General features: G+C 70.9%; 24 protein-coding genes. 9 read left to right on the top strand and 15 right to left on the bottom strand.

Going from position 1 to position 25,920, the window contains the following annotated elements; all coding sequences use genetic code 11:
• Positions 1 to 159: 159 nt before the first annotated feature.
• The 6 genes from MKK69_RS06735 to MKK69_RS06760 form a co-directional block, all read right to left on the bottom strand.
• Entirely contained in the window at positions 160 to 1,077 is a 918-nt protein-coding gene (locus MKK69_RS06735) for an inositol monophosphatase family protein (RefSeq protein WP_243966980.1), read from the bottom strand.
• Entirely contained in the window at positions 1,074 to 1,649 is a 576-nt protein-coding gene (locus MKK69_RS06740; RefSeq protein ID WP_243966981.1) for an NUDIX domain-containing protein, read from the bottom strand. The genes MKK69_RS06735 and MKK69_RS06740 overlap by 4 nt, the downstream gene beginning before the upstream one ends.
• A gap of 9 nt (positions 1,650 to 1,658) precedes the next feature.
• Positions 1,659 to 2,366 carry a glutathione binding-like protein gene (locus MKK69_RS06745; RefSeq protein WP_243966983.1) on the bottom strand — a complete coding sequence of 236 codons (708 nt, stop codon included), beginning with the start codon at positions 2,364 to 2,366 and terminating at the stop codon, positions 1,659 to 1,661.
• 125 nt (positions 2,367 to 2,491) lie between these two features.
• Positions 2,492 to 3,076: a c-type cytochrome gene (locus MKK69_RS06750; protein WP_243966984.1), complete on the bottom strand. Its 585-nt coding sequence runs from the start codon at positions 3,074 to 3,076 to the stop codon at positions 2,492 to 2,494.
• 8 nt (positions 3,077 to 3,084) lie between these two features.
• Complete coding sequence (locus tag MKK69_RS06755) at positions 3,085 to 4,359, bottom strand: PQQ-dependent sugar dehydrogenase (protein WP_243966985.1); 1,275 nt, start codon at positions 4,357 to 4,359, stop codon at positions 3,085 to 3,087.
• A 135-nt stretch (positions 4,360 to 4,494) separates the two neighbouring features.
• Positions 4,495 to 6,471: an alpha/beta hydrolase domain-containing protein gene (locus MKK69_RS06760; RefSeq protein WP_243966986.1), complete on the bottom strand. Its 1,977-nt coding sequence runs from the start codon at positions 6,469 to 6,471 to the stop codon at positions 4,495 to 4,497.
• Between the two features lie 301 nt (positions 6,472 to 6,772).
• Here MKK69_RS06760 and MKK69_RS06765 point away from each other — a divergent pair, with 301 nt between their 5' ends.
• A complete protein-coding gene (locus MKK69_RS06765) occupies positions 6,773 to 7,426 on the top strand; it encodes a protein-L-isoaspartate O-methyltransferase family protein (protein ID WP_243966987.1) in 654 nt (217 codons plus the stop codon).
• Positions 7,427 to 7,442: 16 nt separating this feature from the next.
• Here the strand turns inward: MKK69_RS06765 and MKK69_RS06770 are convergent, their stop codons facing one another.
• The 3 genes from MKK69_RS06770 to MKK69_RS06780 are packed head-to-tail and all read right to left on the bottom strand — an operon-like array spanning position 7,443 to position 10,676.
• On the bottom strand, positions 7,443 to 8,924 hold the full coding sequence (locus tag MKK69_RS06770; RefSeq protein WP_243966988.1) for a flavin-containing monooxygenase: 1,482 nt from the start codon (positions 8,922 to 8,924) through the stop codon (positions 7,443 to 7,445).
• A gap of 23 nt (positions 8,925 to 8,947) precedes the next feature.
• Complete coding sequence (locus tag MKK69_RS06775) at positions 8,948 to 9,823, bottom strand: alpha/beta hydrolase (protein ID WP_243966989.1); 876 nt, start codon at positions 9,821 to 9,823, stop codon at positions 8,948 to 8,950.
• 1 nt (position 9,824) lies between these two features.
• Positions 9,825 to 10,676, bottom strand: coding sequence for an SDR family NAD(P)-dependent oxidoreductase (locus MKK69_RS06780; RefSeq protein ID WP_243966990.1), 852 nt, complete (start codon positions 10,674 to 10,676; stop codon positions 9,825 to 9,827).
• A 126-nt stretch (positions 10,677 to 10,802) separates the two neighbouring features.
• Here MKK69_RS06780 and MKK69_RS06785 point away from each other — a divergent pair, with 126 nt between their 5' ends.
• Positions 10,803 to 11,426, top strand: coding sequence for a TetR/AcrR family transcriptional regulator (locus MKK69_RS06785; RefSeq protein WP_243966991.1), 624 nt, complete (start codon positions 10,803 to 10,805; stop codon positions 11,424 to 11,426).
• A gap of 57 nt (positions 11,427 to 11,483) precedes the next feature.
• Complete coding sequence (locus tag MKK69_RS06790; protein WP_243966992.1) at positions 11,484 to 12,731, top strand: NupC/NupG family nucleoside CNT transporter; 1,248 nt, start codon at positions 11,484 to 11,486, stop codon at positions 12,729 to 12,731.
• A gap of 156 nt (positions 12,732 to 12,887) precedes the next feature.
• Here MKK69_RS06790 and pqqA (MKK69_RS06795) read toward each other — a convergent pair whose 3' ends face one another.
• Together pqqA (MKK69_RS06795) and pqqA (MKK69_RS06800) are read right to left on the bottom strand one after the other, a co-directional pair.
• Positions 12,888 to 12,977, bottom strand: a complete 90-nt coding sequence (gene pqqA, locus MKK69_RS06795; RefSeq protein ID WP_243966993.1) for a pyrroloquinoline quinone precursor peptide PqqA — start codon at positions 12,975 to 12,977, stop codon at positions 12,888 to 12,890.
• 81 nt (positions 12,978 to 13,058) lie between these two features.
• Complete coding sequence (gene pqqA, locus MKK69_RS06800) at positions 13,059 to 13,148, bottom strand: pyrroloquinoline quinone precursor peptide PqqA (protein WP_243966993.1); 90 nt, start codon at positions 13,146 to 13,148, stop codon at positions 13,059 to 13,061.
• A gap of 401 nt (positions 13,149 to 13,549) precedes the next feature.
• Here pqqA (MKK69_RS06800) and mgtE point away from each other — a divergent pair, with 401 nt between their 5' ends.
• Positions 13,550 to 14,962 (top strand): magnesium transporter, encoded by a 1,413-nt coding sequence (gene mgtE, locus MKK69_RS06805; RefSeq protein WP_409564784.1) that lies wholly within the window; start codon positions 13,550 to 13,552, stop codon positions 14,960 to 14,962.
• Positions 14,963 to 15,192: 230 nt separating this feature from the next.
• Here mgtE and MKK69_RS06810 read toward each other — a convergent pair whose 3' ends face one another.
• The 4 genes from MKK69_RS06810 to paoA all read right to left on the bottom strand — a co-directional run bounded on the left by MKK69_RS06810 (position 15,193) and on the right by paoA (position 20,703).
• The gene (locus tag MKK69_RS06810; protein ID WP_243966995.1) at positions 15,193 to 16,734 is read right to left on the bottom strand and encodes an acyl-CoA synthetase; all 1,542 of its coding nucleotides are present in this window, start codon (positions 16,732 to 16,734) and stop codon (positions 15,193 to 15,195) included.
• An 86-nt stretch (positions 16,735 to 16,820) separates the two neighbouring features.
• Positions 16,821 to 19,043: a xanthine dehydrogenase family protein molybdopterin-binding subunit gene (locus MKK69_RS06815; protein ID WP_243966996.1), complete on the bottom strand. Its 2,223-nt coding sequence runs from the start codon at positions 19,041 to 19,043 to the stop codon at positions 16,821 to 16,823.
• A gap of 24 nt (positions 19,044 to 19,067) precedes the next feature.
• Positions 19,068 to 20,042, bottom strand: coding sequence for an FAD binding domain-containing protein (locus MKK69_RS06820; protein WP_243966997.1), 975 nt, complete (start codon positions 20,040 to 20,042; stop codon positions 19,068 to 19,070).
• 10 nt (positions 20,043 to 20,052) lie between these two features.
• Positions 20,053 to 20,703: an aldehyde dehydrogenase iron-sulfur subunit PaoA gene (paoA, locus tag MKK69_RS06825; RefSeq protein WP_243966998.1), complete on the bottom strand. Its 651-nt coding sequence runs from the start codon at positions 20,701 to 20,703 to the stop codon at positions 20,053 to 20,055.
• Between the two features lie 221 nt (positions 20,704 to 20,924).
• Here paoA and MKK69_RS06830 point away from each other — a divergent pair, with 221 nt between their 5' ends.
• The 5 genes from MKK69_RS06830 to MKK69_RS06850 all read left to right on the top strand — a co-directional run.
• Positions 20,925 to 21,755 (top strand): aldo/keto reductase, encoded by an 831-nt coding sequence (locus MKK69_RS06830; RefSeq protein WP_243966999.1) that lies wholly within the window; start codon positions 20,925 to 20,927, stop codon positions 21,753 to 21,755.
• 137 nt (positions 21,756 to 21,892) lie between these two features.
• A complete protein-coding gene (gene nadA / locus MKK69_RS06835) occupies positions 21,893 to 22,909 on the top strand; it encodes a quinolinate synthase NadA (RefSeq protein WP_243967001.1) in 1,017 nt (338 codons plus the stop codon).
• The gene (locus MKK69_RS06840) at positions 22,906 to 24,429 is read left to right on the top strand and encodes an L-aspartate oxidase (RefSeq protein ID WP_243967002.1); all 1,524 of its coding nucleotides are present in this window, start codon (positions 22,906 to 22,908) and stop codon (positions 24,427 to 24,429) included. Before nadA ends, MKK69_RS06840 begins: the two co-directional genes overlap by 4 nt.
• Positions 24,426 to 25,298: a carboxylating nicotinate-nucleotide diphosphorylase gene (gene nadC, locus MKK69_RS06845; protein ID WP_243967003.1), complete on the top strand. Its 873-nt coding sequence runs from the start codon at positions 24,426 to 24,428 to the stop codon at positions 25,296 to 25,298. The genes MKK69_RS06840 and nadC overlap by 4 nt, the downstream gene beginning before the upstream one ends.
• Before the next feature lie 163 nt (positions 25,299 to 25,461).
• A partial coding sequence (locus MKK69_RS06850; protein ID WP_409564785.1) for a KUP/HAK/KT family potassium transporter occupies positions 25,462 to 25,920 on the top strand: 459 nt, incomplete at its 3' end.

Genomic DNA, 25,920 nt, shown 5'->3' on the forward strand with positions numbered 1-25,920 from the left:
CCCGTTCCGATCACGGCTGGAACTGGAACAGCAGACCGTACCGATGGTCCCGATGCGCTGCGCGTTCGCTGGCCTGAAGGTGACGCGATGCCCGATCTCGGCGGGGATGGACCGAGAGGAGCCGGATCACCACTCCGGTGTCTGGGCGTGCTCGCGACGTCAGGGGTGTGACGATCGCGTCTCGGCCCGGCGGATCGCCCCCGCGAGATCGGCGGCCTGCGCCCGGTCCCGGCAGACCAGCCAGAGATCGTCGTGGCCGGACAAATCGGCGTCGAACAGATCGATCAAGGCCGCGGGCGGGGCGGCGAGATCCGGCCAGTGGAACAGGCCGAAGCCCAGCGCCTCGAACAGCGGCAGGATCGGCGCCAGGTCCCACAGCATGCTGTTTACGACGGTCGCGTCGAGCCGCCCGGTGGCCAGGAGCGCGGCGTCCGAGATCGACCCGCCCTCGCTCCAGGGGAACCAGCCCCGCCCGTAATCCAGGGTGAAGCGCTGTGCAGCCACAGCGAGCCAGCCGACATGGCCGGTCCGGCGCGCGGGCCGCTCCAGCACGCGCAGCGCCTCGGTCGGGCGCCCGCCCCGGGTCGGAGCCCAGAGGGCGCGCCCGTCGCAGGCCGCCAGCAGGAGGCCGCGCGCCGCCTCCGCGGGTTCAATGCAAGCCGGGCCGGCGCGGTCCTCGTTCCAGACGGGCAGGCTCAGCACGCAGGCCCTGGGCCAGCCGGCGCGGCACGCCGCCACCATCACCCCCCAGCCCGAGAGGCCGCCCGCGAAGGGCCGCGTCCCGTCGATCGGATCGCCCACGAAGGTCCAGGCGTCCCGGGCGAGCATCGCCGCCGCGGCCCCGTGGCCCAGATCGTCGGCGGTCTCCTCCTCGATCAGGTCGGGGCCGAACCGCGCGTGCAGCAGCCGGCTCACAGCGAGGTCCGCCTCGGTGAGGGCCTGGCTGAGATCCGGGCCCTTGTTGGTCATCTGGAGCCCGGCCGCGCGCATGCGCAGCGCGAGCGGGGCCGCTTCCTCGGCGAAGGCCAGCATCCGGGCGAGGACATCCTGCGCGGAGGCGTCGGGTGGGCCGCTCATGCGGTGAACAATCCGGGGCTGCGAAGCATCAGCGCCTGGACGAGCACCAGCGTCTTGAGGTCGGGCAGCCGGCCCGAACGCGCGGCCTCGGCCAGGGCCGCCAGGGGCACTTCGACGGGCAGAACCTGCTCGCCCTCCGCGTGAAGCCCGCCGCCGGACGCGACCCTGTCGGCCTGTCCGTAGGGGGCGAGATAGAGCCAGAGGCGCTCCGAGGACACGCTCGGCATGCTGTAGGCATGCGCCACGCGCTCCAACTGCTGGAGGCGCACGCCGGCCTCCTCCATCGCCTCCCGGATCGCCGTCGCCTCCGGTTCGCCCCCGTCGAGGCCCCCCGCCGGCGCCTCGTCGAGGTCGGGGGGCTCACCCCAGAAGGCCGGCCCGACCCGGGCCTGCCGGACCAGCAGCGCCACGCGCCGCTCGGGATCGTAGGGCAGGACGCAGGCCGCCTGGCCGTGATCCTCCAGCGCCCGCGGCACGGTGCTGCCGTCGGGCAAGGTCAGCGTGGCGATCCCGAAGGTGTTCCACCCCCGGTGGAGCACCTTCAGGGGCAGCGCGGCCGGCGTCTCGCTCATCGGGGCGGATCAGCGCTTGGTGGTGGCGGCCGTCTGGCCGAACATCACCTTCTTGGCGTCCTCGCTCATAGTCTTTCCGAAATCCGGATTGACCTCGGGGGCGCGGGCATAGGCAGCCTTCGTGGCGGGCCGCTCGGCGATGGCCGCGAACCAGCGCTTCAGGTTCGGATGATCGTCGAGATTCTGCCCCTGCTTCTCCCACGGCACGATCCAGGGATAGCAGGCCATGTCGGCGATGGAGTAATCCGCCCCGGCCACGTAGGCGCGGTCGGCCAGGCGCCGGTCGAGGACGCCGTAGAGCCGGTTGGTCTCGTTGACGTAGCGCTTGATCGCGTAGTCGATCTTCTCGGGGGCGTATTGCGAGAAGTGGTGGTTCTGCCCGAGCATCGGGCCGAGGCCGCCCATCTGCCAGAACAGCCACTGCAGCACCTCGGCCCGGCCGCGCAGGTCGCCCGGGATGAAACGCCCGGTCTTCTCGGCGAGGTAGAGCAGGATCGCGCCCGATTCGAACAGCGGGACCGGAGCGCCGCCCCCCGTAGGCTCGTCGTCGACGATCGCCGGCATGCGATTGTTGGGGGCGATCTTCAGAAAATCCGGGTTGAATTGCTCACCCTTGCCAATATTGATTGGCTGGATTTGGTAGGCGAGATCCGCCTCTTCGAGGAAAATCGTGATCTTGTGGCCGTTCGGCGTCGGCCAGTAGTACAGATCGATCATCGGCTCGTGTCCCACTTTGCCCCCGGCGAACCGGAAGTGGGCCTGCGCGGTGCTCCGGTCAAGCATCGGGGCGGCGGCGGGGCCGCTGTCCGCCGCCGCCAGCGCGGCCGCGCCGCGCGCAATCGTCAGAGCCGCGACACGTAGGCCGCCAGATCCTTGATGTCGGCCTCGCTCAGCTCCTGCGCGACCTCGTTCATCGCGGGATCGTAGCCGGGCCGGGCATTGCTCTTGTAGCCGGTCAGCGCCTTGGCGAGGTACTCCTCCCGCTGCGCCCGGATCCGTGGGATCGACTCCCGCCCGGCGAGGTCGGCGCCGTGGCAGGAGGTGCATTGGTGCTTGGCAACGAGCGCCTGAGCCCGTTCGGTCAGGGCCGGATCGGCGGGCGCGCCGGTCCGGGTCGGGGGCGGCAGGGTCGCCACCGCGTCGGCATAGGCGCGCAGGTCGTCGTCGGAGAACTCGGCGGCGACGTCGTTCATCGGCGGTGCCTCGCGCTGCTTCTCCCGGAACTGGAAGAGCTGCGTGACGACGTAATCCGGCAGCTGGCCGCCCAGCGACGGTATCCCCTCGGTCTCGGACGTGCCCGCCCCGTGGCAGGCGACGCACGGCGCGAGAAGCTCGTGTGTCGCCGCCTCCGGGGCGGCTCCGGCCGCACCCGCCAGCAGCGTGCCGAGGGCCGAGACCAGCCCCAGCGCCGCGCGCCGTCTCCGCATCGGCCGCATCAGTGGCCGTAGCTGACGCGGTAGATCGCGCCGTTGTAATCGTCCGAGACGAGCAGCGAGCCGTCCTTCGCGACGAGCACGTCGACCGGGCGGCCGACATACTTGTTGTCCTGAAGGAAGCCGGTCAGGAACGGCTCGACCGCGGCGACCATGCCGTCCGCACCCGGCTTGGCCACCACGACGGCGCCGCCGAGCTTGGTGGTGCGGTTCCACGACCCGTGCTGGGCGATGAAGATCGCGTCGTGATAGGCCTCCGGGAACATCGTGCCGGTGTAGAACCGCATCCCGAGCGAGGCCGTATGCGGTCCGAGCAGGCCCACCGGCGGGGTGAACTCCGCGCAGGAATGGCCCCAGCCGTATTCCGGATCGGTGAAGGTGCCCTGGTGGCAGAACGGGAAGCCGAAATGCTGCTTGCCCGGCTCGGTGAGCACGTTCAGCTCGTCGTTCGGGATGTCCTCCGAGACCCAGTCGCGGCCGTTATCGGTGAACCAGAGCTGCTTGGTCTTCGGGTTCCAGTCGAAGCCGACGGTGTTGCGCACGCCGCGGGCGATGACCTCGGCGTTCTTCCCATCGAGGTCGATGCGCCGGATCTGGGCGTGGGTGTCCGGTGGCATCAGGATGTTGCCCGGCGAGCCGACCGGCACGTAGAGCTTGTTGTCCGGGCCGATGGCGATGAACTTCCAGCCATGGGCCTCGTCCTTGGGCAGGTCGTCGTAGACGAGGGCCGGCTTCTCCGGGCTGTCGAGGTGCTTCTCGATATCGTCGTAGCGCCAGATCTTGGACAGTTCGGCGACGTAGAGGGCGCCGTCGTGGAAGGCGACGCCGTTCGGCCGGTGCAGCCCCGACGCGATGGTCTTGATCTCGCGCTTCCCGTCCGCGCCCGCCTGCGGCAGCACTGCGTAGACCTTGCCGACCGTGCGGGTGCCGACGAACAGGGTCCCGTCCGGCGCCTGGGTCATCTCCCGGGCGTTGGCGATGCCGCTGGCATAGACCTCGATCTTGAAACCGTCCGGCACCTTGAGCTTGTCCAGCGGCAGCTTGGCCACCGGGGTCGCGAGCGGCGGACCCGCGACCGGCGCGAGTTTCACGGCCGCGCCGTTTTCCGGGCGACCATAGAGCGCGTCTCCGCGCTCGACCTTCAGGCTCGCCGGCGGGGCGGCGGTGGCGGGCGTCTCTTGGGCATGGGCGGCGTGCGGGCCCACGGCGCCCAGACCCAGGCAGGTGAGGGCGGCGGCGAGGCCCCGGCCCAGGAACGGCTTGGAGGTCGGCGTCATGGTGTCTCCCGGGGCAGCCGGCATCTCGGCCGGTCGGTTTTCGCTGCACTCATTATTCAGCATTCCGGCGCAAGACGCGACTCGCCGGACGAAATCCGATGCGACAGCGTCCTGCGGCCGTAACCGGTTGGCGGATTACGGCTGCGGCGCAGCCGTGCGGGCGCGCTGCACGAACCGGTCGCCATCCTCCCGCAGCAGCAGGCGGTCGGCCACCAGACCATCGACGGCCTGCGCGATCGCCTCCGCGTAGGTGGAGGGGTTCGGATAGCGCTCGGCCAGGGCGGGCCGCGGATCGCCCGTGGCCTCGCGCTCGGCCCGCGTCGCCGCGAAGGGCAGCAGGCTGCCCTCGCGGTCGCACAACTCGCCCGCCGGGAACGGCTCGGCATAGAGGTTCCAGCCGGTATGGGTGCCGTGGGGCACGGCCACGTCGGGCAGGCGGATGCCGGCGACGTCCTGCCCGTCCGCATCGACCTTCGGCACCAGCGGCCGGTATTGCGGTCCCGACTCTGGGTGCGGATCGACATAGGTCGCGAAGCGGGCGATGCCGTTGACGGCCGTCGCGATGGCGAGACCCGGGACATAGGGGAAACCGGTGGCGGCCGGCTCGACCAGGGTCCCGTCCGACAGGCGCGGGACCCGGCTCGGCGGCGGCGCCCGGCCGTCGCGGACCCAGTCCTCCAGATCGACCAGCAGGGCGCGCAGGGCCGGACCGGGATTGAGCGTGTTCCGCGGGTTGGCGCAGGGGCCCCTGTCGGAGACGAGGTCGGAGCGGCCGTAATGGAAGCCCCCCGCGATCAGGTAGGCACGGGCCGTGTCCGGCAGGTCGAGGTCGACCCGGCCGAGGGGATCGGTGGTCAGCAGCGAGGCGCCCTTTTGCCAGTACTCGGTCCCGGTGTTGACCTCCATCCACAGCGGGTCGAACCCGTCGTCGCGCAGGAGCGCGCCGTTCCGGCCGGTGACCGGGTCGTGCAGGGTGGCGGCCGAGAACGGGAAGGCGTTCTCCGGGTAGAGATGGTCCTCGTGTTGGGTGTTGGTGCGCGAAGGCTGGGCGAAGCGGGCGTTCAGGAACACGCCGCCGATCCCGGAGATGTGGGCCAACACCCCGTCGAACACACGGGCGCCGGCCTCGTCCCGGTTGAAGCCGTCATGGACGAAGTCGCGCAGGAACCGGCCGCTCTGCGAGATGCCCAGGGCCACGGCACGTTGTACGCCCCCGCCGGCCGGATTGTCTGCGGAGCCCCCGCGCAGGAAGGCGACCACGTCCCGGGTGGCGGCGAAACCGAGACCCAGCACCTTGGGGCCGACGGCCTCGTAGGTGAACTGGTAGAGCGAGCCGGGCTGCGGCTTCGTGCCTGCGGGCAGCAGCCTGAGCTGGCGCGGCCCCGCGAACGCCCAGGCCGCCCGCGGCACCGGCAGGGGCGCGTCGGCCTCGCGGCGGCGGACGGTCAGCGTGGCCCCGGGCTGATCGGTCCCGGCGGCCTCGAACGTGAGGTAGAACGGCGCCTCCGTGGGCCCGCGCGTCCCGCTGACGAGCTCGTCCCGCACGGTCCCGGTGATCGGCTTGCCGTCCCGAAGGGCCACCGGCACGTCGATCGCCATGCCGCCGTTCTGGCGCAGGGCGTCCGCCTCCCAGCCGGACCAGACGATCGTGTCGCCGCGGTTGAGCACCAGGGCGGTGCCCGCGTCCCGCGCCGTGCGCGGGTCGTTGACCGCCTGTCCGGCCTGCGCAGGCGCGTCGAGCACCCAGTTGAACAGGAACTTCCGGCCGCGGTTCAGCACCTCGTAGAGAAGCGTGCCGCTGCCGCGTGCCGGATCCTTCGGGCGCAGGATGAACAGGTCCGTTCGGTACGCCACGAGGCCACGGGCGTTGCGGGGCGCCAACGCGATATCTGCGATGCCGGCATTGGCCGGGTCCGCCGGGTCGATCTCGCCGCGGGCGAATCCGATCACCCGCTCGTAGGGGCCGGCCTGGCCGAAGCCCGCGCCGTCCGCGAAGGGTTCGACCGCGGTGATGTCGATGCCGACGATCCGGGCGGAGGCCGGCGCCACGGCCGGGGGCAGAAGACCCAGCGCGACGGCGCAGGCACACAGGCGCACGGAGCGGACGCGCATCGCAGGACCTCCCGAATTGTCCCCTGCGCGTCGGCCGTCCGGCCGCGGCAGATGTCTTGGTTGCGTCTGAGCGCTGCATGTCGACAGCATCCCTGAGACCGGTATTTCACGTCTGCGTCGAGGAGAGAACCGGGACGACCCGGGTGCGGCCCCGGATTCGTTCCGCGCGCTCACCTTGCGTTTTGGCGAACGATCTCCGAAAACGCCCCCCGTCCGGGAAGCTTAGGCTTGGCCGGGGTGCCGGCCGTCCGCCGGAGCCCGGCCGACGCAGCGTTCCGATCCGGTTCGGGGACACGCATCGATGATCGATTACGCGCAGGCGCGGCGGATGATGGTCGACTGCCAGTTGCGGACCTTCGACGTGAACGACAATTCGGTGCTCGACGCGTTCGACACCGTGGCGCGCGAGACCTTCGTGCCCAAGGGGCGCGAGCCCTTCGCCTATATCGACCAGACTCTGCAGATCGGCGGGGCGGGCGCCGAGGCCCGCTGCATGCCGGCGCCGATGGTGCTCGCCCGGATGATCCAGGCCCTGCGCATCCGCCCGGGCGTCGCCGCCCTCGACGTCGCCAGCGGCTACGGCTACGCGGCGGCCATCATGGCGCAGCTCGGCGCGAAGGTCACGGCGCTCGAATCGGTTCCGGACCTCGCCGCGGCGGCGCGCGCCCAGCTGGGCAGTGCCGCCGAGGTGATCGAGGGTCCGATCGAATCGGGCGCGCCGAAGCAGGCGCCCTTCGACGCGATCCTGATCAACGGCCGCGTCGAGGTCCGGCCGCAGGCGCTGCTGGAACAGCTTAAGGACGACGGCCGGCTGGTCTGCGTGATGGGACCGCACCGGAACGCGAAGGTGACGGTGTTCGTCCGCGCCGGCGACGCCTTTGGGGGGCGCCCGCTGTTCGATGCGTCGCTGCCCGGCCTCGACGCCTTCGCGGCGGAAGCCGGGTTCGCGTTCTAGCGCGCCCGAGGCGGGTTCAGCCCAGCCGGTAGTCCGCCATGCGGGCGCGCCGGGCGCTCCGGCGGTAGGCCATCACGGAATCCGGCCAGAGGGTCGCATTGCGCCCCTGCGCGTCGAGATACCAGCTGCGGCAGCCGCCGGCCTGCCAGATGCTGTCGGCGAGCCGCGCGCGGATCCGATCGAGGAAGCGGGCCTGCGCCTCCGGGCGGACCTCGACGGCCCGGGTCCCGCGGCGCAGGGCCCCGAGGCAGTCGAGCACGTGCTGGACCTGAACCTCGATCATCGCCACGACCGAGTTGTGGCCGAGGCCCGTATTGGGCCCGAGCAGCATGAAGTAGTTGGGGAACCCGGCGACCGTGATTCCCTGGTAGGCCCCCATGCCCCCGGCCCAGGCGTCCGCCAGGCGCAGGCCGTCGCGGCCGACGAGGTTCATCCGCGTGAAGGTCGCGGTGACGTCGAAGCCGGTGGCGTAGACGATCGCGTCGAGGTCGTGAGTCCGGCCGTCCTGCGTGGTCACCCCGCCCGGCGTGATCCGCGCGATGCTTCCGGTCTCCAGGGTGACGTTCGGGCGCTGGAGCGCCGGGTAGTACGTGTCGGAGATCAGCACGCGCTTGCAGCCGAGCCGGTAGTTCGGCGTGAGGCGGCGCCGCAACTCCGGATCCGGGACCGCCTTGGCGAGGTGCCGCCGCGCCAGGGCCTCGGCCTGACCGGTGAGCTTCGAGACCTTGGTGAAGCCCAGGAGCGCGCGCACCTCGTGCAGCCAGAACAGCCGGGCCCGTTCGAGCCGCCGGGCGAGGGGTAGGCGCCGGTACCGGGCCTTGATGCGCTCCGCGATGGCGTGGTCGTTCTTGGGCATGATCCAGGGCGGCGTGCGCTGGAACAGGGTCAGCTGGCCGGCGACCTCGGCGAGTTCCGGCACGACCTGGATCGCGCTCGCCCCCGTGCCGATCACGCCGACGCGCTTGCCGGCGAGGCTTACGGCATGGTCCCACGCTGCCGTGTGGAAGGCCGGCCCGGCGAAGGCGTCGCGGCCGGGGATGTCAGGATAGGCCGGATGGTGCAGGCCGCCCATCCCGGAGACGATCGCCCGCGCGGTGATCGGGCCGCGATCGGTCTCCACGTGCCAGAGGGCGCGCGCCTCGTCCCAGGTCGCGCCCTGAAAGGCGGTGCCGAGCTGGATCAGCGGCATCAGCCCGTGGCGCTCCGCCGTCTCCCGGAGATAGGCCAGGATCTCCGCCTGCGGCGCATACATCCGGCTCCAATCCGCCTTCGGGGCGAAGGACAGGGAGTAGAGATGCGAGGGCACATCGCAGGCCGCCCCCGGATAGGTGTTGTCGTGCCACGTGCCGCCGATTCCGTCGCCCTTCTCGATCACCCGGAATGGCCCGATCCCCGCCTGCCGGCACCGGATCGCCATCGCGAGCCCGGAGAAGCCGGCCCCGACGATGAGCACCGCCAGGGGTTCGGAGCGCGCGGCGGCGTCTGAAGCTTCAATCATCGCGCGGGGCTCCCGGGGGTGGCCTAGGGGGTGTGCGCCTTCAGGAAGGCGGCAGCCTCGTCGAGGGAGGTGCGCGCCTCCGGCAGCATGTTGGCCGCGAACTGCCAGGCGTGGGACACGACGGGGAAGACCTTCAGCTCCGCCGCGACGCCGGCTGCCCGGGCTCGCTCCGCCATGCGGACGGAATCGTCGCGCAGCACCTCGCGGTCGCCCACGTGGAACAGGAGCGGCGGGAAGCCGGTGGGATCGCCGAGGAGCGGCGAGATCCGCGGGTCGGCCGGATCGGCGCGGCCGAGATACATCTGCCGGATCGTGGCGAGCGCCTTCGGGTCGAACATGGCGTCGCGCCACGCATTCGTCACCCGCGAACCGTCCTCGGAGACGAAGTCCGTGGCCGGGGAGAACAGGGCGGCGGCCCAGGGCATCGGCAGGTTCCGGGCGCGGGCCTCGCCCATCAGCACCAGGGCGAGATTGCCGCCGGCCGATTCGCCCGCCACGCAGGCCGTTTCCTCGGCGCTGAATGCCGCCCAGACGGCCATGACGTCCTCGACCGCGGCCGGAAACGGGTGCTCCGGCGCGAGGCGGTAATCCGGGACGAAGATCGTGAAGCCGCGGCTCGCCAGGGCGCCTGTCACGGGCCGGTGCGTGCGCGGCGAGCAGGCGATGAAGCCGCCGCCGTGGATGTACAGCATCCGGCGCCCGGGTCCGGACTTCGGCCGGACCCACTCGCCGCGCACGCCGCCGACGCTGCCCGCCTCGTAGGTCACGCCCTTGGGATCCGGGAAGGCCTGGGCCTCGAAGATGCGGCGGAAGTCGGCAGCGTCCCGGGCCCGGGCGAGGGGACCGCGGACCCGGCTGCGGATCATGTAGGCGCCGATATAGGCGCGCAGGCTCGCCATCTCAGAGCGTCCCCCCGGACAGTCGCACGATCGTCTTCCAGTAGCCCACCGGCATCAGCCGCTGGATCAGAGCCGCGTTCCGGGCATCCTTGCCGATCACGATCCGCGGCGCCCGGGTCTCGATCCCGCGGATGATCGCGGCCGCCGCCGTCGCGGGGTCGAGGGTTAGGAGCTTGCCGAAGGCCGCGCGGGCCTCCTCGTCCTCCACCGCCGCGCGCTTGGCCGCCTCGGGGTCGGTGGGCGGGCGCCGGCCGCGGGCGTTGCGCGAGATGGCGGTGGCAACGCCCCCCGGATGAACCACGGTCACCCCGAGCCCGCTGCCGGCATATTCATGCCGCAGGGCCTCGGAGAAGCCGCGGACGGCGAACTTGCTGGTGCAGTAGGCGACCTGACCCGGCGGCGCGATCAGGCCGAACAGGCTCGACAGGTTGACGACCTGCGCCGCCGGCCGGGCGCACAGCATCGGCAGGAAGGCGTGGCACATCCGCACGACCGCGCGCAAGTTGATGTCCATGAGCCACTCGAAATCCTCGAGATGCGTCTCGTCGAACCGGCCCCCGAGGGCGACGCCGGCATTGTTGATCAGGAGGTCGAGATGTCCGAACCGCGCCCCGGCCCAGTCCGGCAGCGCGCGGATCGCCTCCGCGTCCGCGAGATCGACGACCCGGGTCTCCACCGCGGTCCCGCGGTCGCGGATCCGACCGGCGATGTCCTCGAGCCCGACCGGATCGCGGTCCACCAGCAGGAGGCTGCATCCCTTGGCGGCGAGCCCGGTCGCCAGGGCGGCCCCGATGCCGCTCGCGGCACCGGTGACGAGGGCGACGGCACCGGCGAGTCGAAATGTCTGAGCCAAACGTCGCCTCCCGCCGCGCCGCTTCGTCCGCGCTTCCCTTCAGGGATAGCCCTCGCCTCCACGACTGTCTAGGGTGTACACCCTAGACCAGGGTCGGAGACGATGGCGCGGGGCCGGAGCCGGGGATTGCAGGAGAGCGAACGGGCTGCCGATGGGCGGCTCCTAAGCACCCGCGACCGGATCCTGGCGGTCAGCCTCGACCTGTTCAACGCCCGGGGGCTCGGCCGGGTGACCACGGCCGAGATCGCCGCCGCCGCGGGGATCCGGGAGGGGAACCTCCAGTATCATTTTCCGCGGAAATCCGGCCTGGTCGAGGCGCTGTTCGCAGCCTTCGAGGCGGAGGCCGTGGCGGTAGCCGGGGGGATGCCGGCCGATGCCGGGGCGCCGGAGGCGCTGCTCGCCTACCAGCGGGCTTGGTTCGACCTGATCTGGCGCTACCGCTGCATCTACCGCGACGGAATCGCCATGGTGGAGATCGCCCCCGCCCTGCGCCCGCGCGTCCACGCCCTTCGCGCGCGGACGCAGGCCCTGGCCCGGGGCGTCTTCGAGGCGGCCGTGCGGGCGGGGCGGCTTCGGATCGACCCGGAGGGCCTCGGGCGGCTCATCGACAACGCCTGGATCGTCTCCGGCCATTGGATGAGCCACCGCCTCCAGGGTGGTACCGCGCTGACCGAGGCGGATCTCGACTGGGGGTTCGCGCAGGTGCGTGACCTGTTCGCGCCGTATCTGGTCGCGCGGCGCCCGGTGTGATGGGGACTGGCCCGAACCTTCCATGGGCCCCCGTCAAGCGCGAACCCGAAAGCCGCGATGCTCGACCGTCTCACCCATGCCGGCCTCAGCCTGTTGCTGCTGCTCGCCGTCGCGGTTCTGTTCTCCACGAATCGACGGGCGATCCGCCCCCGGGTCGTCCTGACTGCGCTCGCGCTTCAGGTGGGGCTCGGGGCCCTGGTCCTGTTCCTGCCGGCCGGGCAGGCGGCGCTGACGGCGGCGGCCGCCGTCGTCGCCACCGTGCTCGCCTACGGCGACCGCGGCACCGCGTTCCTGTTCGGGGGCCTCGTCGAGCCGAAGATGTTCGAACTGTTCGGCGGCTCGGGCTTCATCCTGGCCCTGCGGGTGCTGCCACAGATCCTGTACGTGTCGGCGCTGATCGCGGTGCTCTACCACCTCGGCCTGATGCAGGCGCTCGCCCGGGGCCTCGGGGCGGTGCTGCGCCGGATCCTCGGCACCGCGCCGATCGAATCCTTCGCCGCGGTCATCACCATCGCCATCGGCCAGAGCGAGATCGCGGTGGCCCTGCGCCCGTTCCTCGCAATCCTGACCGGCGCCGAGCTGTTCGCCGTGATGGCGAGCGGCGCCTCGTCCACCGCGGGTTCGATCCTGGCCGGTTACGCGGCGCTCGGCGTCCCGATGACCTACCTGCTCGCCGCCTCCGTGATGGCGATCCCCGGCGGCCTGCTCTACGCCAAGATCCTGGTGCCCTCTACGGAGCCGACCCGGATCACCACCACCCAGGTGGAGTTCGGCGAGACCCGGGCGGCCAATGTCATCGAAGCGGCTGCCGACGGCACGCAGAAGGGCTTGGCGGTCGCGGTCTCGGTCGGGGCCATGCTGATCGCCTTCGTCGGGCTGATCGCCCTGGCGGACGGCCTGTTCGGCACGATCGGCGGGCTGGTGGGTTATCCCGCCGCCTCGATCGAGGGCGTGCTCGGCTGGGCGCTCGCCCCGCTGGCCTGGCTGCTCGGCGCGCCGTGGGAGCACGCGACCCTGGTCGGCGGGGCCATCGGCCAGAAGCTCGCCTTCAACGAGTTCTTCGCCTACGCCAACCTGTCGCCGATCCTGACCGGCGGAACCCTCGACCCGCGTACGCAGGCGATCGTCTGCTTCGCCCTGTGCGGGTTCGCGAATTTCGCGTCGATCGCGATCCAGCTCGCGAGCTTCTCGAGCCTCGTCCCGGAGCGGCGCTCCGAGGTCGCCCGCTACGGGCTAAGGGCGATCCTGGCGGGGACGCTGTCGAATCTCACCAGCGCGGCGATTGCCGGCCTGTTCGTGGGGTGAGCGCGCTTATCGTGTCCACGCCGTCGCTGTGACCGCCCCGCCGAAGCAGCGATACGGAGGGTCCGAATGCTCCACTGCTTCGGCGGCGCTCGGAACGCCGCACAAACGAAAAGCGCCGCTTCGGATGAAGCGGCGCCCATACAGATCGTCGACGTCTTAGTTGAAGGTGTCGATCTCAGCCGACTCGTAGCTGGTGACTTCCATGCCGACGCAAACTTCGGACACGATCGGGGCAGACCAAGCCATGATTTCCTCCTGATGAACTTCGGGTGATTGTCTAGGAGACCACGAAGGGCAGGGCGCTGGGCGCTCCGGCCCCCGCACGTCTTAGTTGAAGGTGTCGATCTCGGCCGACTCGTAGCTGGTGACTTCCATGCCGACGCAGACTTCGGACACGATCGGGGCAGACCAAGCCATGGCGTTTCTCCTCGCTGTTGGTGAGCGGTATATAGCCGATATCTTGGACGCAATACAAGCGAGCACAACACTTATATTTCTCATAGGGACCCCGTCGGGACCCCCGGGGGACCCCTGGTGCCGCCGCGCGACACTCGGGCCTCTCCTGTGGGTTCAGGGCCCCGGCAACGCCGTTTCCGGCACGGTTTCGACTTGACTGACTTTTTTCGCGGGCGCACGAGGCACCGGCGCGACGCTGTCTTCGGCGGCGCCGTGCTCCCCTTCAAGCAGCGACCAGCGAAGCGACGTGCCCGACCGATCGTGCCTGCCGTGCCCGGCCACGCGCCGTCGTCCCGCCTGAGCCGCTGAGAGGCCTGGCCGCGGGGCGCCGACGCGGCGACCGGTCACGGCCTTGACCCAGGATGACCGGCGCCGCGTCGCCTCGTAACTCACGAGGCGAGGCCATGAACGAGATCGCCCCCTTCGACACGCGCATCGACCCGTCCGTTCTGGCTGCGCGGCTCTCGGACGAGCGCGCCCCGGACATCGTGGAGAAACTCAACGAGGAGGCGCCCGAGGTCGCGGCCGCCATCCTGCTGGGCCTGCCGCTGGAGCGGGCGGTCGAGGTGCTCGACCAGCCGGAGCTCGACTGCGCCGCCGACATCATCGAGATGCTGCCCCGGGACCGGGTGGCGGCCTACCTGTCGGGGATGTCGGCCGACCGGGTCACGGACGTCTTCCGCGAGATCGAAGAGCCAGGCCGCTCCGACCTGCGCGCCCGCCTCGACGCCGAGACCCGCGGGGCCGTGGACCGGCTCTCGGCCTACGGCGAGGAGACGGTCGGCTCGCTGATGACCACCGAGTTCGTCACCATCCCCGGCACCTGGACCGTAGGCCAGACGCTGGAGCACATCCGCCACGTCGAGAAGACCCGCGAGACCATCTACGCGATCTTCGTGCTCGACCCGCGGACCCGGGCGCTCACCAAGGCGGTGCCCCTGCGACGGCTGATCTCTGGGGATCCGAACGACAACGTGCTCAGCGTCGCCCCGGGACGGCGGCCGCTCGCCGTCTCGCCCACCGCCAGCCGCGAGGAGGCGGCCCGGCTGATCTCCAAGTACGATCTCCTGGCGCTGCCGGTGGTCGACGCGGTCGGCCACGTCATCGGCATCGTCACCGTCGACGACATGATCGACGCGATGATCGAGAAGCAGACGCAGGACGTGCAGCGCTTCGGCGGCATGGAGGCGCTGCCCGAGCCCTACATGGATATCGGCTTCTTCACGATGATCCGGAAGCGCGCCGGCTGGCTGTGCGCGCTGTTCCTCTCGGAGATGCTCACCGCCTCGGCCATGCAGGGCTTCGAGGGGGAGCTGGAGAAGGCGATCGTCCTGACGCTGTTCATCCCGCTGATCATGAGCTCGGGGGGCAATTCGGGCTCGCAGGCGACCTCGCTGCTGATCCGGGCGCTGGCCCTGCACCAGATCCGCCTGCGGGACTGGTGGCGCGTGGCGCTGCGGGAGTTGCCCACCGGCATCGTTCTCGGGTCGATCCTCGGGGTGATCGCGGTGATCCGGATCGTGGCGTGGCAGAAGCTCGGCCTCTACGATTACGGCGAGCACTGGCCGCTGGTCGCTGTGACCGTGGGGTCGGCACTGGTCGGGATCGTGACCTTCGGGTCCCTGTCGGGCTCGATGCTGCCGTTCCTGCTCCAGCGGATCGGCTTCGACCCCGCCACCGCCTCGGCGCCGTTCGTGGCGACGCTGGTCGATGTCACCGGTCTCGTGATCTATTTCTCCGTCGCGCTGCTGATCCTGCGCGGGACGCTGCTGTAGGGGTTTTGGAATAGACGCGGGTGGGCAATTCCCGCCCGCAGAGGCGGGGAGGGCGCGCGCGGGGCCGGTCTTTGCCCTCATTCGGGAGCGATATGCGGATTTCGGAGCCCACAGGGATGAGGAGGCCGATCGCGCCCTCCCGAGCCGACCTGTGACATCTCAGGTCCGCGCCGGAGAAGGCGCGCGCTCGAACTGACGTGCCGGATCGGAGGACCTGGGCGCGCGCCCCGTCACTCCGCCACGGTCGCCGCCAGCCGCTTCCGCTGCACCTTGCCGTTCGCCGTGCGCGGCAGGGCGTCGAGGAAGCGGATCTCCCGCGGGCATTTGTAGGCCGCAAGCCGCTCGGCGCAATACGCGAGCAGCGCCTCGGCGTCCGGTTCGGAATCGGGCTGGAGCACCACGAAGCCGCAGATCACCGAGACATCCGCGCGCACCGGCAGCTCGGCCACGCCGACCTCCGCCACGGACGGGTGGGCGGCGAGCACCGCCTCGACCTCGTTGGGCGAGACCCTGTAGCCCATCGCCTTCATCAGGTCGTTGTTGCGGCCTTCGAACCAGAGGTAGCCGTCGGCGTCGAGCCGGGCGAGGTCGCCGCCGACGAACCAGTCCCCGCGCGACACCTCGGCTTCCTCCCCGGGGCGGTTCCAATAGCCGAGCATCAGCGCCGGCTCGGAGCGATGGACGGCGAGCAGGCCGATCTCGCCGGCCGGGAGGGGGACGGGCACGCCCTCGACCGGCAGGATCGCCACCCGCCGGCCGGGTTGCGGCTTGCCGGGCGAGCCGGGGCGCACCGGGATGGTCGGGCCGCTGGAGATGTAGGTCGAGATCTCGCTCATCCCGAGGGCCTCGTAGAGGGGCTTGCCCGTGGCCTGAATCCAGGCTTCGAGCAGCGCAATCGGAAGCGGCTCGCCCGCCGTGCAGCCGTGGCGCAGGCACGACAGATCGTGGGCGCCGAGGTCGCCGTATTTCAGGATCTGGCGGTAGAGAGTGGGCACCGCGGCGAACAGGGTGGCACCGTACTCGGCGATCAGGCGCGGCCAGACCGCAGGGTCGCGCGGGCCATTGTAGAGCACCGCGGTGGCGCCCACCGACCAGGGGTCACTCAGGCCCACCCCGAGCGTGTAGGTCCAGTTCATGGTGCCGGCATGCAGCATCACGTCGGATTCCGTCAGCCCAAGCCAATGGTCGAGCATCGGCCGCCGGCCATAGGCGGCCCGGTGGGCGTGAAGCACGCCCTTCGGCCGGCTCGTGGTCCCGGAGGTGTAGATCAGCATCGCCGGATCGTCGGCGGCGGTGTCGGCGTAGTCGGGGCGCGGCGGGCCAGCTTTCATCCGCGCGATCGCAGCGGCATCGAGCAGGCGGCGGTTGCCGAGCGCCTCCGCGGAGACTGTGCAGCCGCTGCCGATCACCACCGCAGCGGCCCCGGAATTCTCCATCAGGAACGCCGCCTCGGGCTCGGTGAGCTGGGGCGAGGAGGGCAGCGCCACCAGTCCCGCCGCCAGGGCGCCGAAATAGACGAGGACGTAGTCGGCCTCGTTGCCCATCCGGATCATCACCCGGTCGCCGGGCTCCAGCCCCAAGGCGCGCAGCCCCGCCGCGATGCCGCGCACGGCCCGATCGGCCGCACCGAAGCTGAGCCGGTCGACCGTGCCATCGCCGACCATGATCAGCGCGGTTTTGTCGGGACGCAGGCGGGCGTTCTCGGCGAGGCAGTACCGAGCGGCGTTGAACCGCTCCGGTGGGTGGCGGTGGTCGGATCGGCTGTCGGGCACCGGGCGTCCCCCGTGTTCGGGCTTTTAGCCCGGTGTCCCGCCTGCGCGTCCTGCCGTCAACCGCGGGTGCGGAGTTCCGACCTGGGTCAGGTCCGCCGCTGTGCCTGCCCCTCCTGCTCCTCGAAGCCCTTGAGCATCTTGTCGAGGGTCAGCGGGTATTCGCGGACGCGGATGCCGGTGGCGTTGTAGATCGCGTTGGCCAGCGACGCGCCGGCCCCGCAGATGCCGAGTTCACCCAGCCCCTTGCTCTTCAAAGGGTTGGTCTTGTCGTCGAGTTCCGGCAGGAACACCGCATCGATCGCCGGGATGTCGGCATGGACCGGCACGTGATACTCGGCCATGTCGTGGTTGACGAAGTAGCTGTAGCGGGGATCGACCACCGCATCCTCCATCAGCGCCGCGCCGACACCGAAGGTCATGCCGCCGATCGCCTGGCTGCGCGCGGTCTTGGCGTTGAGGATGCGGCCGCCCGTAAAGACGCCGAGCATCCGCCGCAGCCGGATCTCGCCGGTGTCGATATCGACTCCGACCTCCGCGAAATGCGCGCCGTAGGAGTACTGCGAGAATTTCTGCTTCATCTCGCCGGGCTTGATCTCCCCCGAGGCCTCCAGACCCGACTTGGCCAAGTCGGTGAGCGCCTCGGTGCGGTTGCCCGACCTGACCGCGCCATCGCGGAACGTCGCGCCATCCGGGTTGAGATCGCCGGCCTTGAGCACGGCCTGCCGGAGGTTGTTGCAGGCGACATAGAGGGCCGATCCCGCCGAGGCGGCACCGAAGGACCCACCCGAGCCGGACGCGTAGGGGAAGTCCGTGTCGCCGATCTCGACCCGCACGCGCTCGGGCGGAAGGCCCAGCATCTCGCCGGCGATCTGGGTGAGGATCGTGTAGGTGCCCGTACCGGGATCGGTCATGGCCATCTGGACGACCAGCACGCCGTCCGGCCCGAGCTTCACCTTGGCGGAGGACGGCATCAGCGGGTTGAGGCGGGCGGCCGCCGACATGCCCATGCCGACGAGCCAGTTGCCGTCACGCCGGCTGCCCGTCGCTTGGCGCTTGTCCCATCCGAACAACCGCGCGCCCTCGCGCATGCATGGCACGAGCTGGCGGGTGGAGAACGGCACCTTCTTCTCGGGATCCTCGGCCGGCTCGTTGCGGACCCGCAACTCGATCGGGTCGATCTTCAACTGTTCGGCCAGCTCGTCCATGGCGCACTCGAAGGCGAGCTGACCCACGGCCTCGCCCGGTGCGCGCATGGACGAGGCGATGGGCATGTTCAAGTTCACCAGCCGGTGGCGGGTGACGCGGTTCTGCGCCGCGTAAAGGGAGCGGGTAACGTTCGCGGCGGTCTCGAAGAATCCGTCGCCCTCGGCGGTGTCGGACCAGGATTCGTGACCGATGGCCGAGAGACGGCCCTCGCTGTCGGCACCGAGGCGGATCCGCTGGATCGTGTCGCTGCGATGGGTCGCGACGTGGAATTCCTGCTGCCGGGTCAGGGCGACCTTGACGGGCCGTTCGATCAGCTTCGAGGCCAGGATCGCCAGGGTCGCCTCAGGCTGGACCTGCAACTTCGCCCCGAAGCCACCGCCGATATACGGGCTGACAATCCGCACCTTTTCGGGGGGCAGCTTGAGCACGGAGCCCAGCGCCTTCTGGCCGCGGTTCGGCATCTGATTGGCGGTATGGAGGACGACACCGTCGCCGTCCCAGGCGGCGATCGTCGCGTGCGGCTCCATCTGGGCGTGGATCTGGTTCGGCGTGACGTACTCCACGTCGAGCTTCACCGGCGCCGCCGCGAAGGCCGCGTCGAAGTCGCCGAGCTTCGAATCCGGCGGCGAGTTGATCGGCTTCGGCTCGTAGGCCGACGCCATCGCGTCCTTGAGATGGCCCTTGGGCGTCTGGGCGTCGTACTGCACCTTCACCAGCATCGCGGCGGCGCGGGCCTGTTCGAAGGTCTCGGCCACCACGAAGGCCACCGGCTGCCCGTAGAAGGCGACCTGCGTCCCCTGGAGCTGCGGCCAGACCTGCTCCTTCTTCTCCCCCTGCGCGGGTACGTTCTCGTGGGTCATCACCAGGATCGTGCCGGGCGCCCGGCGGGCGGCATCGGCATCAATCGACCTGATCGTGCCGGACGCGATGGTGGCGGCCACGATGAAACCGTAGGCGGGGTTCTGCAGCGCCCGGGTCTCGTAGGCGTAGGGCGCGTGGCCCGTGACCTTGAGCTTGCCCTCGACGCGGCTCAGAGGCTTGCCGACGAGCCCGTCGGGACGGTCGTCGAGCGGCGTTTGGCCGATCGGCTGGTTCATCTCCATGGGGACGGTCCTTGAGCGGGAGGGCTACGCGCGGGTCGCCTGCGCCACGACGGCGCGCAGGGTCCGCCGCGTCAGCGGGATCTTGAAGTCGTTGCTGCCGTAGCCGCGGGCGCCCTTGAGGACCGCGTCGGCGGCGGCGTCGGCGGAGCCGGTCTGCACCAGCGCCGTCTCGGCCTCGGCCACCCGCCAGGGCTTGTGCGCCAGACCGCCGAAGGCGAGCCGCGCCGCGTGGGGCTTCCCGCCCTCGGCGCCGGCGATCACCGCGGCCACGGAGACCGTGGCGAAGGCGTAGGAGGCCCGATCACGGACCTTCCGGTAGATATGCAGGCCCGCCACCGGCCTCGGCAGGGTGACGGCGGTGATGATCTCGCCGGTGCGCAGGTCGGTCTCGATCTGCGGCGTGTCGCCGGGCAGCCTGTAAAAGTCGGCGATCGGGATCGTCCGCGCCTGCCCATTCGGGTCCATCGTCTCCACGGTGGCGTCGAGGGCGCGCATGGCGACGTTCATGTCGGACGGGTTGGTGGCGATGCAGGCCTCGCTCGTGCCCAGCACCGCCATGATGCGGTTGAACCCACCGATGGCCGAGCAGCCCGAGCCGGGTTCCCGCTTATTGCAGGGCATGGCCGTATCGTAGAAATAGTAGCAGCGCGTCCGCTGGAGCAGGTTGCCGGCGGTGGTCGCCTTGTTGCGGAGCTGGCCCGAGGCGCCGGCCAGGAGCGCCTTCGCCAGGACGGCGTAGTCCTTCCGGACCCGCGGGTCGGCGGCGAGGTCGGAATTGCGCACCAGCGCGCCGATGCGCAGCCCGCCCTCCTGCGTCGCCTCGACCTTGTCCAGGGGAAGCCGGTTGACGTCGATCAGCGTCGCCGGGGTCTCGACCTGCAGCTTCATCAGATCGAGGAGATTGGTGCCGCCAGCGATGAACCGGGCGTTCGGCCGTTCGGCCGCGAGCTTGGCGGCGTCTTGCACGGTCGCGGGACGCTCGTAGGTGAAAGCCTTCATGTCCGCCCCCTCAGAGGTTGCTGGCGGCGGTGTCGCGGATCGCCGCAACGATGTTCGGGTAGGCGGCGCAGCGGCAGATGTTGCCGCTCATCCGCTCGCGGATCTCGTCGTCGCTGAGGCTGGGGCTCGACGCCACGTCCTCGGTGACGTGGCTCGGCCACCCGGCCTTGACCTCGCTCAGCATGCCCACCGACGAGCAGATCTGGCCCGGCGTGCAGTAGCCGCACTGGAAGCCGTCATGCTCCAGGAAAGCTGCTTGCATCGGGTGCAGTTGGTCGCCGGAGGCGAGCCCCTCGATGGTGGTGATCTGATCGCCGTCGTGCATCGCGGCGAGCGTCAGGCAGCTGTTGATCCGCCGCCCGTCGACCAGCACCGTGCAGGCGCCGCACTGGCCGTGGTCGCAGCCCTTCTTCGTGCCGGTCAGCGCGAGGTGTTCCCGCAGGGCGTCGAGCAGAGTCGTGCGCGTGTCGAGGACGAGGTCGTGCGCTTGGCCGTTGATGGTGAGCCGCACCGGCAGGGTCTGCGGAGCCGGATCGCCGGGGGCGGCGACGGCGGGCGCGGGCCGGACCCCGAGGGCGCCCAGCGCCCCGGCCACGGCGCAGCCTTCCACCACAGACCGCCGGGTCAGGGCGAACGGTCTCTTCGGAGTCGCGTCTGTCATGCTGCTATCCCGTCCGTGCGCGACGCTGCGCGGCGCAACCTGGAATCTGGTCCGCCAACGTCCGGCTCCGCGGATTAGATCCGGTCCAGACTGCGCCCGTTTACCGCGGCTCAGCCTTCGGACGGGGACCCATCGGAGCCATAGCTTCTCGTCGATCGGCCTTGCTCGGTGACGCCGCCGGTCCACGTGAGGGCTGGAACATTCAGCCAGAGGCTTACTGCATGGCCATATCTGTCCCGACCCTGGCCCTGAACGATGGGCACCGCATCCCCCAGATCGGCTACGGCTGCTGGCAGCTCTCCGACGCGCAGGCGCCGGACCTCGTCGGCCGGGCGTTGCAGGCGGGCTACCGCCTGATCGACACCGCCGCCGCCTACGGGAACGAGGCGGGGGTCGGCCGGGGCATCCGCGACGCACGGGTGTCGCGGGACGAGATTTTCCTCACCACCAAGCTCTGGAACGACCGCCAGGGGCGGGACGAGGCCCGGCGCGCCTTCGACGAGAGCCTGGAGCGCCTCGGCCTCCCCTATGTCGACCTTTACCTGATCCACTGGCCGTGCCCGCAGCGGCGCCTGTTCGTGGAGACCTGGAAGACGCTGATCCAGCTCCGTGACGAGGGTCGGGCCAAGTCGATCGGCGTGTCGAACTTCACGCCGGAGCACGTCGCCATGCTTCTGGCCGAGACCGGCGTCGCGCCAGCTGTGAACCAGATCGAGCTGCACCCGCATTTCCAGCGCCGGGCGCCGCGCGCGGACGATGCCCGGCACGGGATCGTGACCGAATCCTGGAGCCCCCTCGGCCAGGGCAAGGAGCTGCACGATCCGGCCATCCTGGCGATCGCTCAGGACCACGGCAAAAGCCCCGCCCAGGTCGTGCTGCGCTGGCAGGTACAGATCGGCTGCGTGGCGATCCCGAAGACCGCCCGGCCCGAACGCATCGTCGAGAACATCGCCCTGTTCGACTTTGCGCTGTCCGATGCGGAGATGGATCGGATCGCCGCCCTCGACCGGCCGGACGGCCGGATCGGGCCCGATCCGGCGACCTTCTACTGAGCCTCAGCCCTTCGGCGGCGCAGCATGACACCGCGCCGCAAAAGATTTATGCTCACAGCGTGCATATCTAGACATGCGCCTCCGGCCCTCATAAGTTAGACGGCACAATGCTCAAACTGAGCATAATGGAGGACGCCATGGCGTCGACCGTGTTACCCGTCTCCCGCACGCCCGGCCGGGGCCTGCCGCTTCCCGATCTCTACGCCCGCGTCAGCCGGCACGTCCCGGCGATCGAGTGGCCGGCGCTCGCGCCCGACATCGAGGCGATCCTGCGGCTGAAGCGCGAGCGCAACGCCGTGATCCTGGCGCATAATTACCAGGCACCGGAGATCTTCCACACGGTGGCCGACATCGTCGGCGACAGCCTGGCGCTGGCCCGCGAGGCGGTGACGGTCGACGCCGACGTGATCGTCCTGGCGGGCGTGCACTTCATGGCGGAGACCGCCAAGCTCCTGAACCCGAGCAAGACGGTGCTCATCCCCGACATGGGCGCGGGCTGCTCGCTGGCCGATTCGATCACCGCCGCGGACGTGCGTGGCCTGCGGGCCAAGTACCCGGGCGTGCCGATCGTGACCTATGTCAACACCTCGGCGGCCGTGAAGGCCGAGTCCGACCTGTGCTGCACGTCGGGCAACGCCGTCGCGGTGGTGCGGTCGCTGAACGCCCCCCGGGTGCTGATGATCCCGGACGAGTTCCTGGCGCAGAACGTCCAGGCCGAGATCCCGGAGGTCGAGATCCTGACCTGGGCCGGACATTGCGAGGTGCACGAGCGCTTCACCCCGGCCGATATCCGCGACGTCCGCGACAGCTATCCCGGCGTCACGGTGATCGCGCATCCCGAATGCCCGCCGGACGTGGTCGCCGAATCCGACTTCTCCGGCTCGACCGCGATGATGATGGACTTCGTGCTCCAGAAGCGGCCGAAGCAGGTCGTGCTCGTCACCGAATGCTCGATGGCCGACAACATCGCCGCGCAGAACCCGGATATCGAGTTCATCAAGCCCTGCAACATGTGCCCGCACATGAAGCGGATGAGCCTGCGCAACATCCGGCGCTCCCTCGAAACCATGACTCACGAGGTCACGGTCGATCCGGCCCTCGCCGACCGCGCCCGGGCGGCGGTGGAGCGCATGCTGCTGGTGCGCACGCGATGAACGCCATCTCCCCCAACACGGCCGACCGCATCGTCGTGGTCGGCGGCGGCGTCGCCGGCCTGAGCGTCGCCCTGCGCCTCGCGCCCCGCCCGGTGACGCTGGTCACCGCCTCGCCGCTGGGTCTCGGCACCGCGACCGGCTGGGCGCAGGGCGGCATCGCCGCCGCGGTCGGATCGGACGATGCGCCGGAGCTCCATGCCGCCGACACCGAAGCGGCCGGCGCCGGGCTGACCGAGCCCGACGTGGCATTGAGGGTTGCCCAGGCGGGCCCCGGGCTGATCGATTGGCTGGTGCGGATCGGGGTCCCGTTCGACCGATCCGAGGACGGCGCCCTGGCGCTCGGCCTCGAGGCCGCGCATGGCCGCCGCCGCATCGTCCGCTCCGGCGGCGACGCCACCGGGGCCCGGGTCCTCGAAGCGCTGGTGCGGGCCGTGCTGACCGCGCCGTCGGTCGAGGTGGTCGAGGCCCGCGCCTGTGACCTGCTGCGGGATACGCGCGGCGCGGTGGCCGGCATCGTCGCCGAGCGCGACGGGGCCCGGTTCCGCATCCCGGCCCGGGCCGTGGTGCTCGCCACCGGCGGCGTCGGCGCCCTCTACGCGGCGACCACGAACCCGACCGGCGCCGTCGGCGGCGGGCTGGCCCTCGCCGCCCGGGCGGGCGCCGTGATGCGCGACATGGAGTTCGTGCAGTTCCACCCCACCGCCATCGCGGCCGGCACCGATCCGATGCCGCTGGCCACCGAGGCCCTGCGCGGCGAGGGCGCGCGGCTCATCGACGAGACCGGCGCCCCCGTGATGGCCGGAATCGCGGGCGGCGACCTCGCCCCCCGCGACGTGGTTGCCCGGGGCATCTTCCAGGCGCTGCAGCGGGGCCGCCTCGTCTATCTCGACGCCCGCGGAGCCCTCGGCGCCGCGATGCCGAAGCGCTTCCCCACGGTGGCGGGCCTCTGCGCCGCCGCCGGCATCGACCCGGCCGTGCAGCCGATCCCGGTCCGCCCGGCGGCGCATTATCACATGGGCGGCGTGAAGGTGGATGCGTACGGCGCCACCTCGGTGCCGGGCCTCTATGCCTGCGGTGAGGTCTCCTCCACGGGCCTCCACGGCGCCAATCGCCTCGCCAGCAACTCCCTGCTGGAGGGGCTGGCTTACGCGCGCTTCATCGCCGATGGGTTGGACGCTCCGCCGCCGAACGCGATCGTACCCGAGACCGTCGCGGCCCGTCCTGGCGCGGACCTTCCGGCGATCCGCACGCTGATGGAGACGCGGGTCGGCGTCGTGCGCGACGCCGCCGGTCTCGAAGGTGCCGTCGCGACGCTGGCGCCCCACGCGCGATCCTGTGACGCCGCCCTGGTGGCGCTGCTGATCGCCCGCGGCGCGCTGGAGCGGCGGGAGAGCCGCGGCGCCCATTGGCGCAGCGATTGTCCCCACACCGCCCCGGCGGCGCATACCGAGACGACGCTCGCAGCGCTCGACGCCGCGTTCCGCGAGACCACGGCCGCCCGGGAGGCGCTGACGCCATGACGCCATCGGTCTTGACGGACGAGATCCTGCCCCTGCCGCGGCTCCTCGTGGAGCCGGTTGTGCGCGCCGCCCTGCTCGAGGATCTCGGTCGGGCCGGCGACATCACCACCGACGCCATCGTGCCGCCGGGTACGCGGATGCGCGGCGTGATCGCCTCCCGCCAGGACGGGGTGATCTCCGGCACCGATGCCGCCGCCATCGCCTTCGCGCTGGTCGATCCGGCGGTAACCGTCACGGTGGAGCGCGGCGACGGCGCCCGCGTCGCCCCGGGCGACGTCGTCCTGCGCCTCGAAGGGCCGGCCCGGGCGATCCTCACCGCCGAGCGCGTGGCGCTCAACCTGCTCTGCCGGATGTCGGGGGTCGCCACGGCCACCCACGGGCTGGTCGAGGCGGCGCGCCCGCACGGCAAGGCGTCGATCGTCTGCACCCGCAAGACCACCCCAGGCCTGCGTGCCCTGGAGAAGCATGCGGTCCGGGCCGGCGGCGGCTCCAATCACCGCTTCGGCCTCGACGACGCGGTGCTCATCAAGGACAACCATGTGGCCGTGGCCGGCGGCATCGTGCCGGCGATCGAGCGGGCCCGGGCGCGGGCCGGTCACCTCGTGAAGATCGAGTGCGAGGTCGACAGCCTGGCGCAGCTGGAGGAAGCCCTCTCGGTCGGGGTCGATGCGGTGCTCCTCGACAATATGGGTCCGGACCAGCTGACCCGCGCGGTGGCGATGATCGGCGGCCGCGCCCTCTCCGAGGCGTCAGGCCGGATCACGCGGGAGACCGTGGGGGCGGTCGCGGCATCCGGCGTCGACCTGATCTCCTGCGGCTGGATCACCCACTCCGCCGCGATCATCGACTTGGGACTCGACGCCGCCTGAGCGCCGGCCTCCGGCCGCCGTCGACGTGCGGGTCGCGCCAGCGTCATCACGTTCCGGTTACAGGTCTTCCCCGCGGTCGCTTCGGAGATCCTCCGAGTCTATCGCCGCGCGGAGAGCTTGTTACAGTTTCGCTCAACAGAAACGCCACTGACCGGATCTGCCCGTGAGCCAAGCCCTCCGAACCGCGGCTGCCCCGGCGGTCAGCCTTCCCGCGGCGCCGGTGGCGCGCAAGCCGGGTGCGGTTAGGCACGGACCCGGGAGGGCGCTGATCCTCGGTGCCCTGGGCGTCGTCTACGGCGATATCGGGACGAGCCCGCTCTACGCGTTCAAGGAGGCGGTGAAGGCGGCCACCGCCGGGGGGGCCTCGGTGCCGGCGGCGGCCACGGGGGCGGTGTCGCTGATCCTGTGGTCGCTGATCCTGATCGTGTCGCTGAAATACGCGGTGCTGATCCTGCGGGCCGACAACCGCGGCGAGGGCGGCATCGTGGCCATGCTGGCGCTGCTCGGCGCCCGGCAGGCGCGGCCGGGGACGTGGAAGGCGCTGCTGCTGGTGGTCGGGCTCGTGGGCGCGGCGCTGCTCTATGGCGACGGGGCGATCACCCCGGCGATCTCGGTGCTGTCG

The sequence above is a fragment of the Methylobacterium sp. J-026 genome, from assembly GCF_022829585.1.
Classification (GTDB): Bacteria; Pseudomonadota; Alphaproteobacteria; order Rhizobiales; family Beijerinckiaceae; genus Methylobacterium.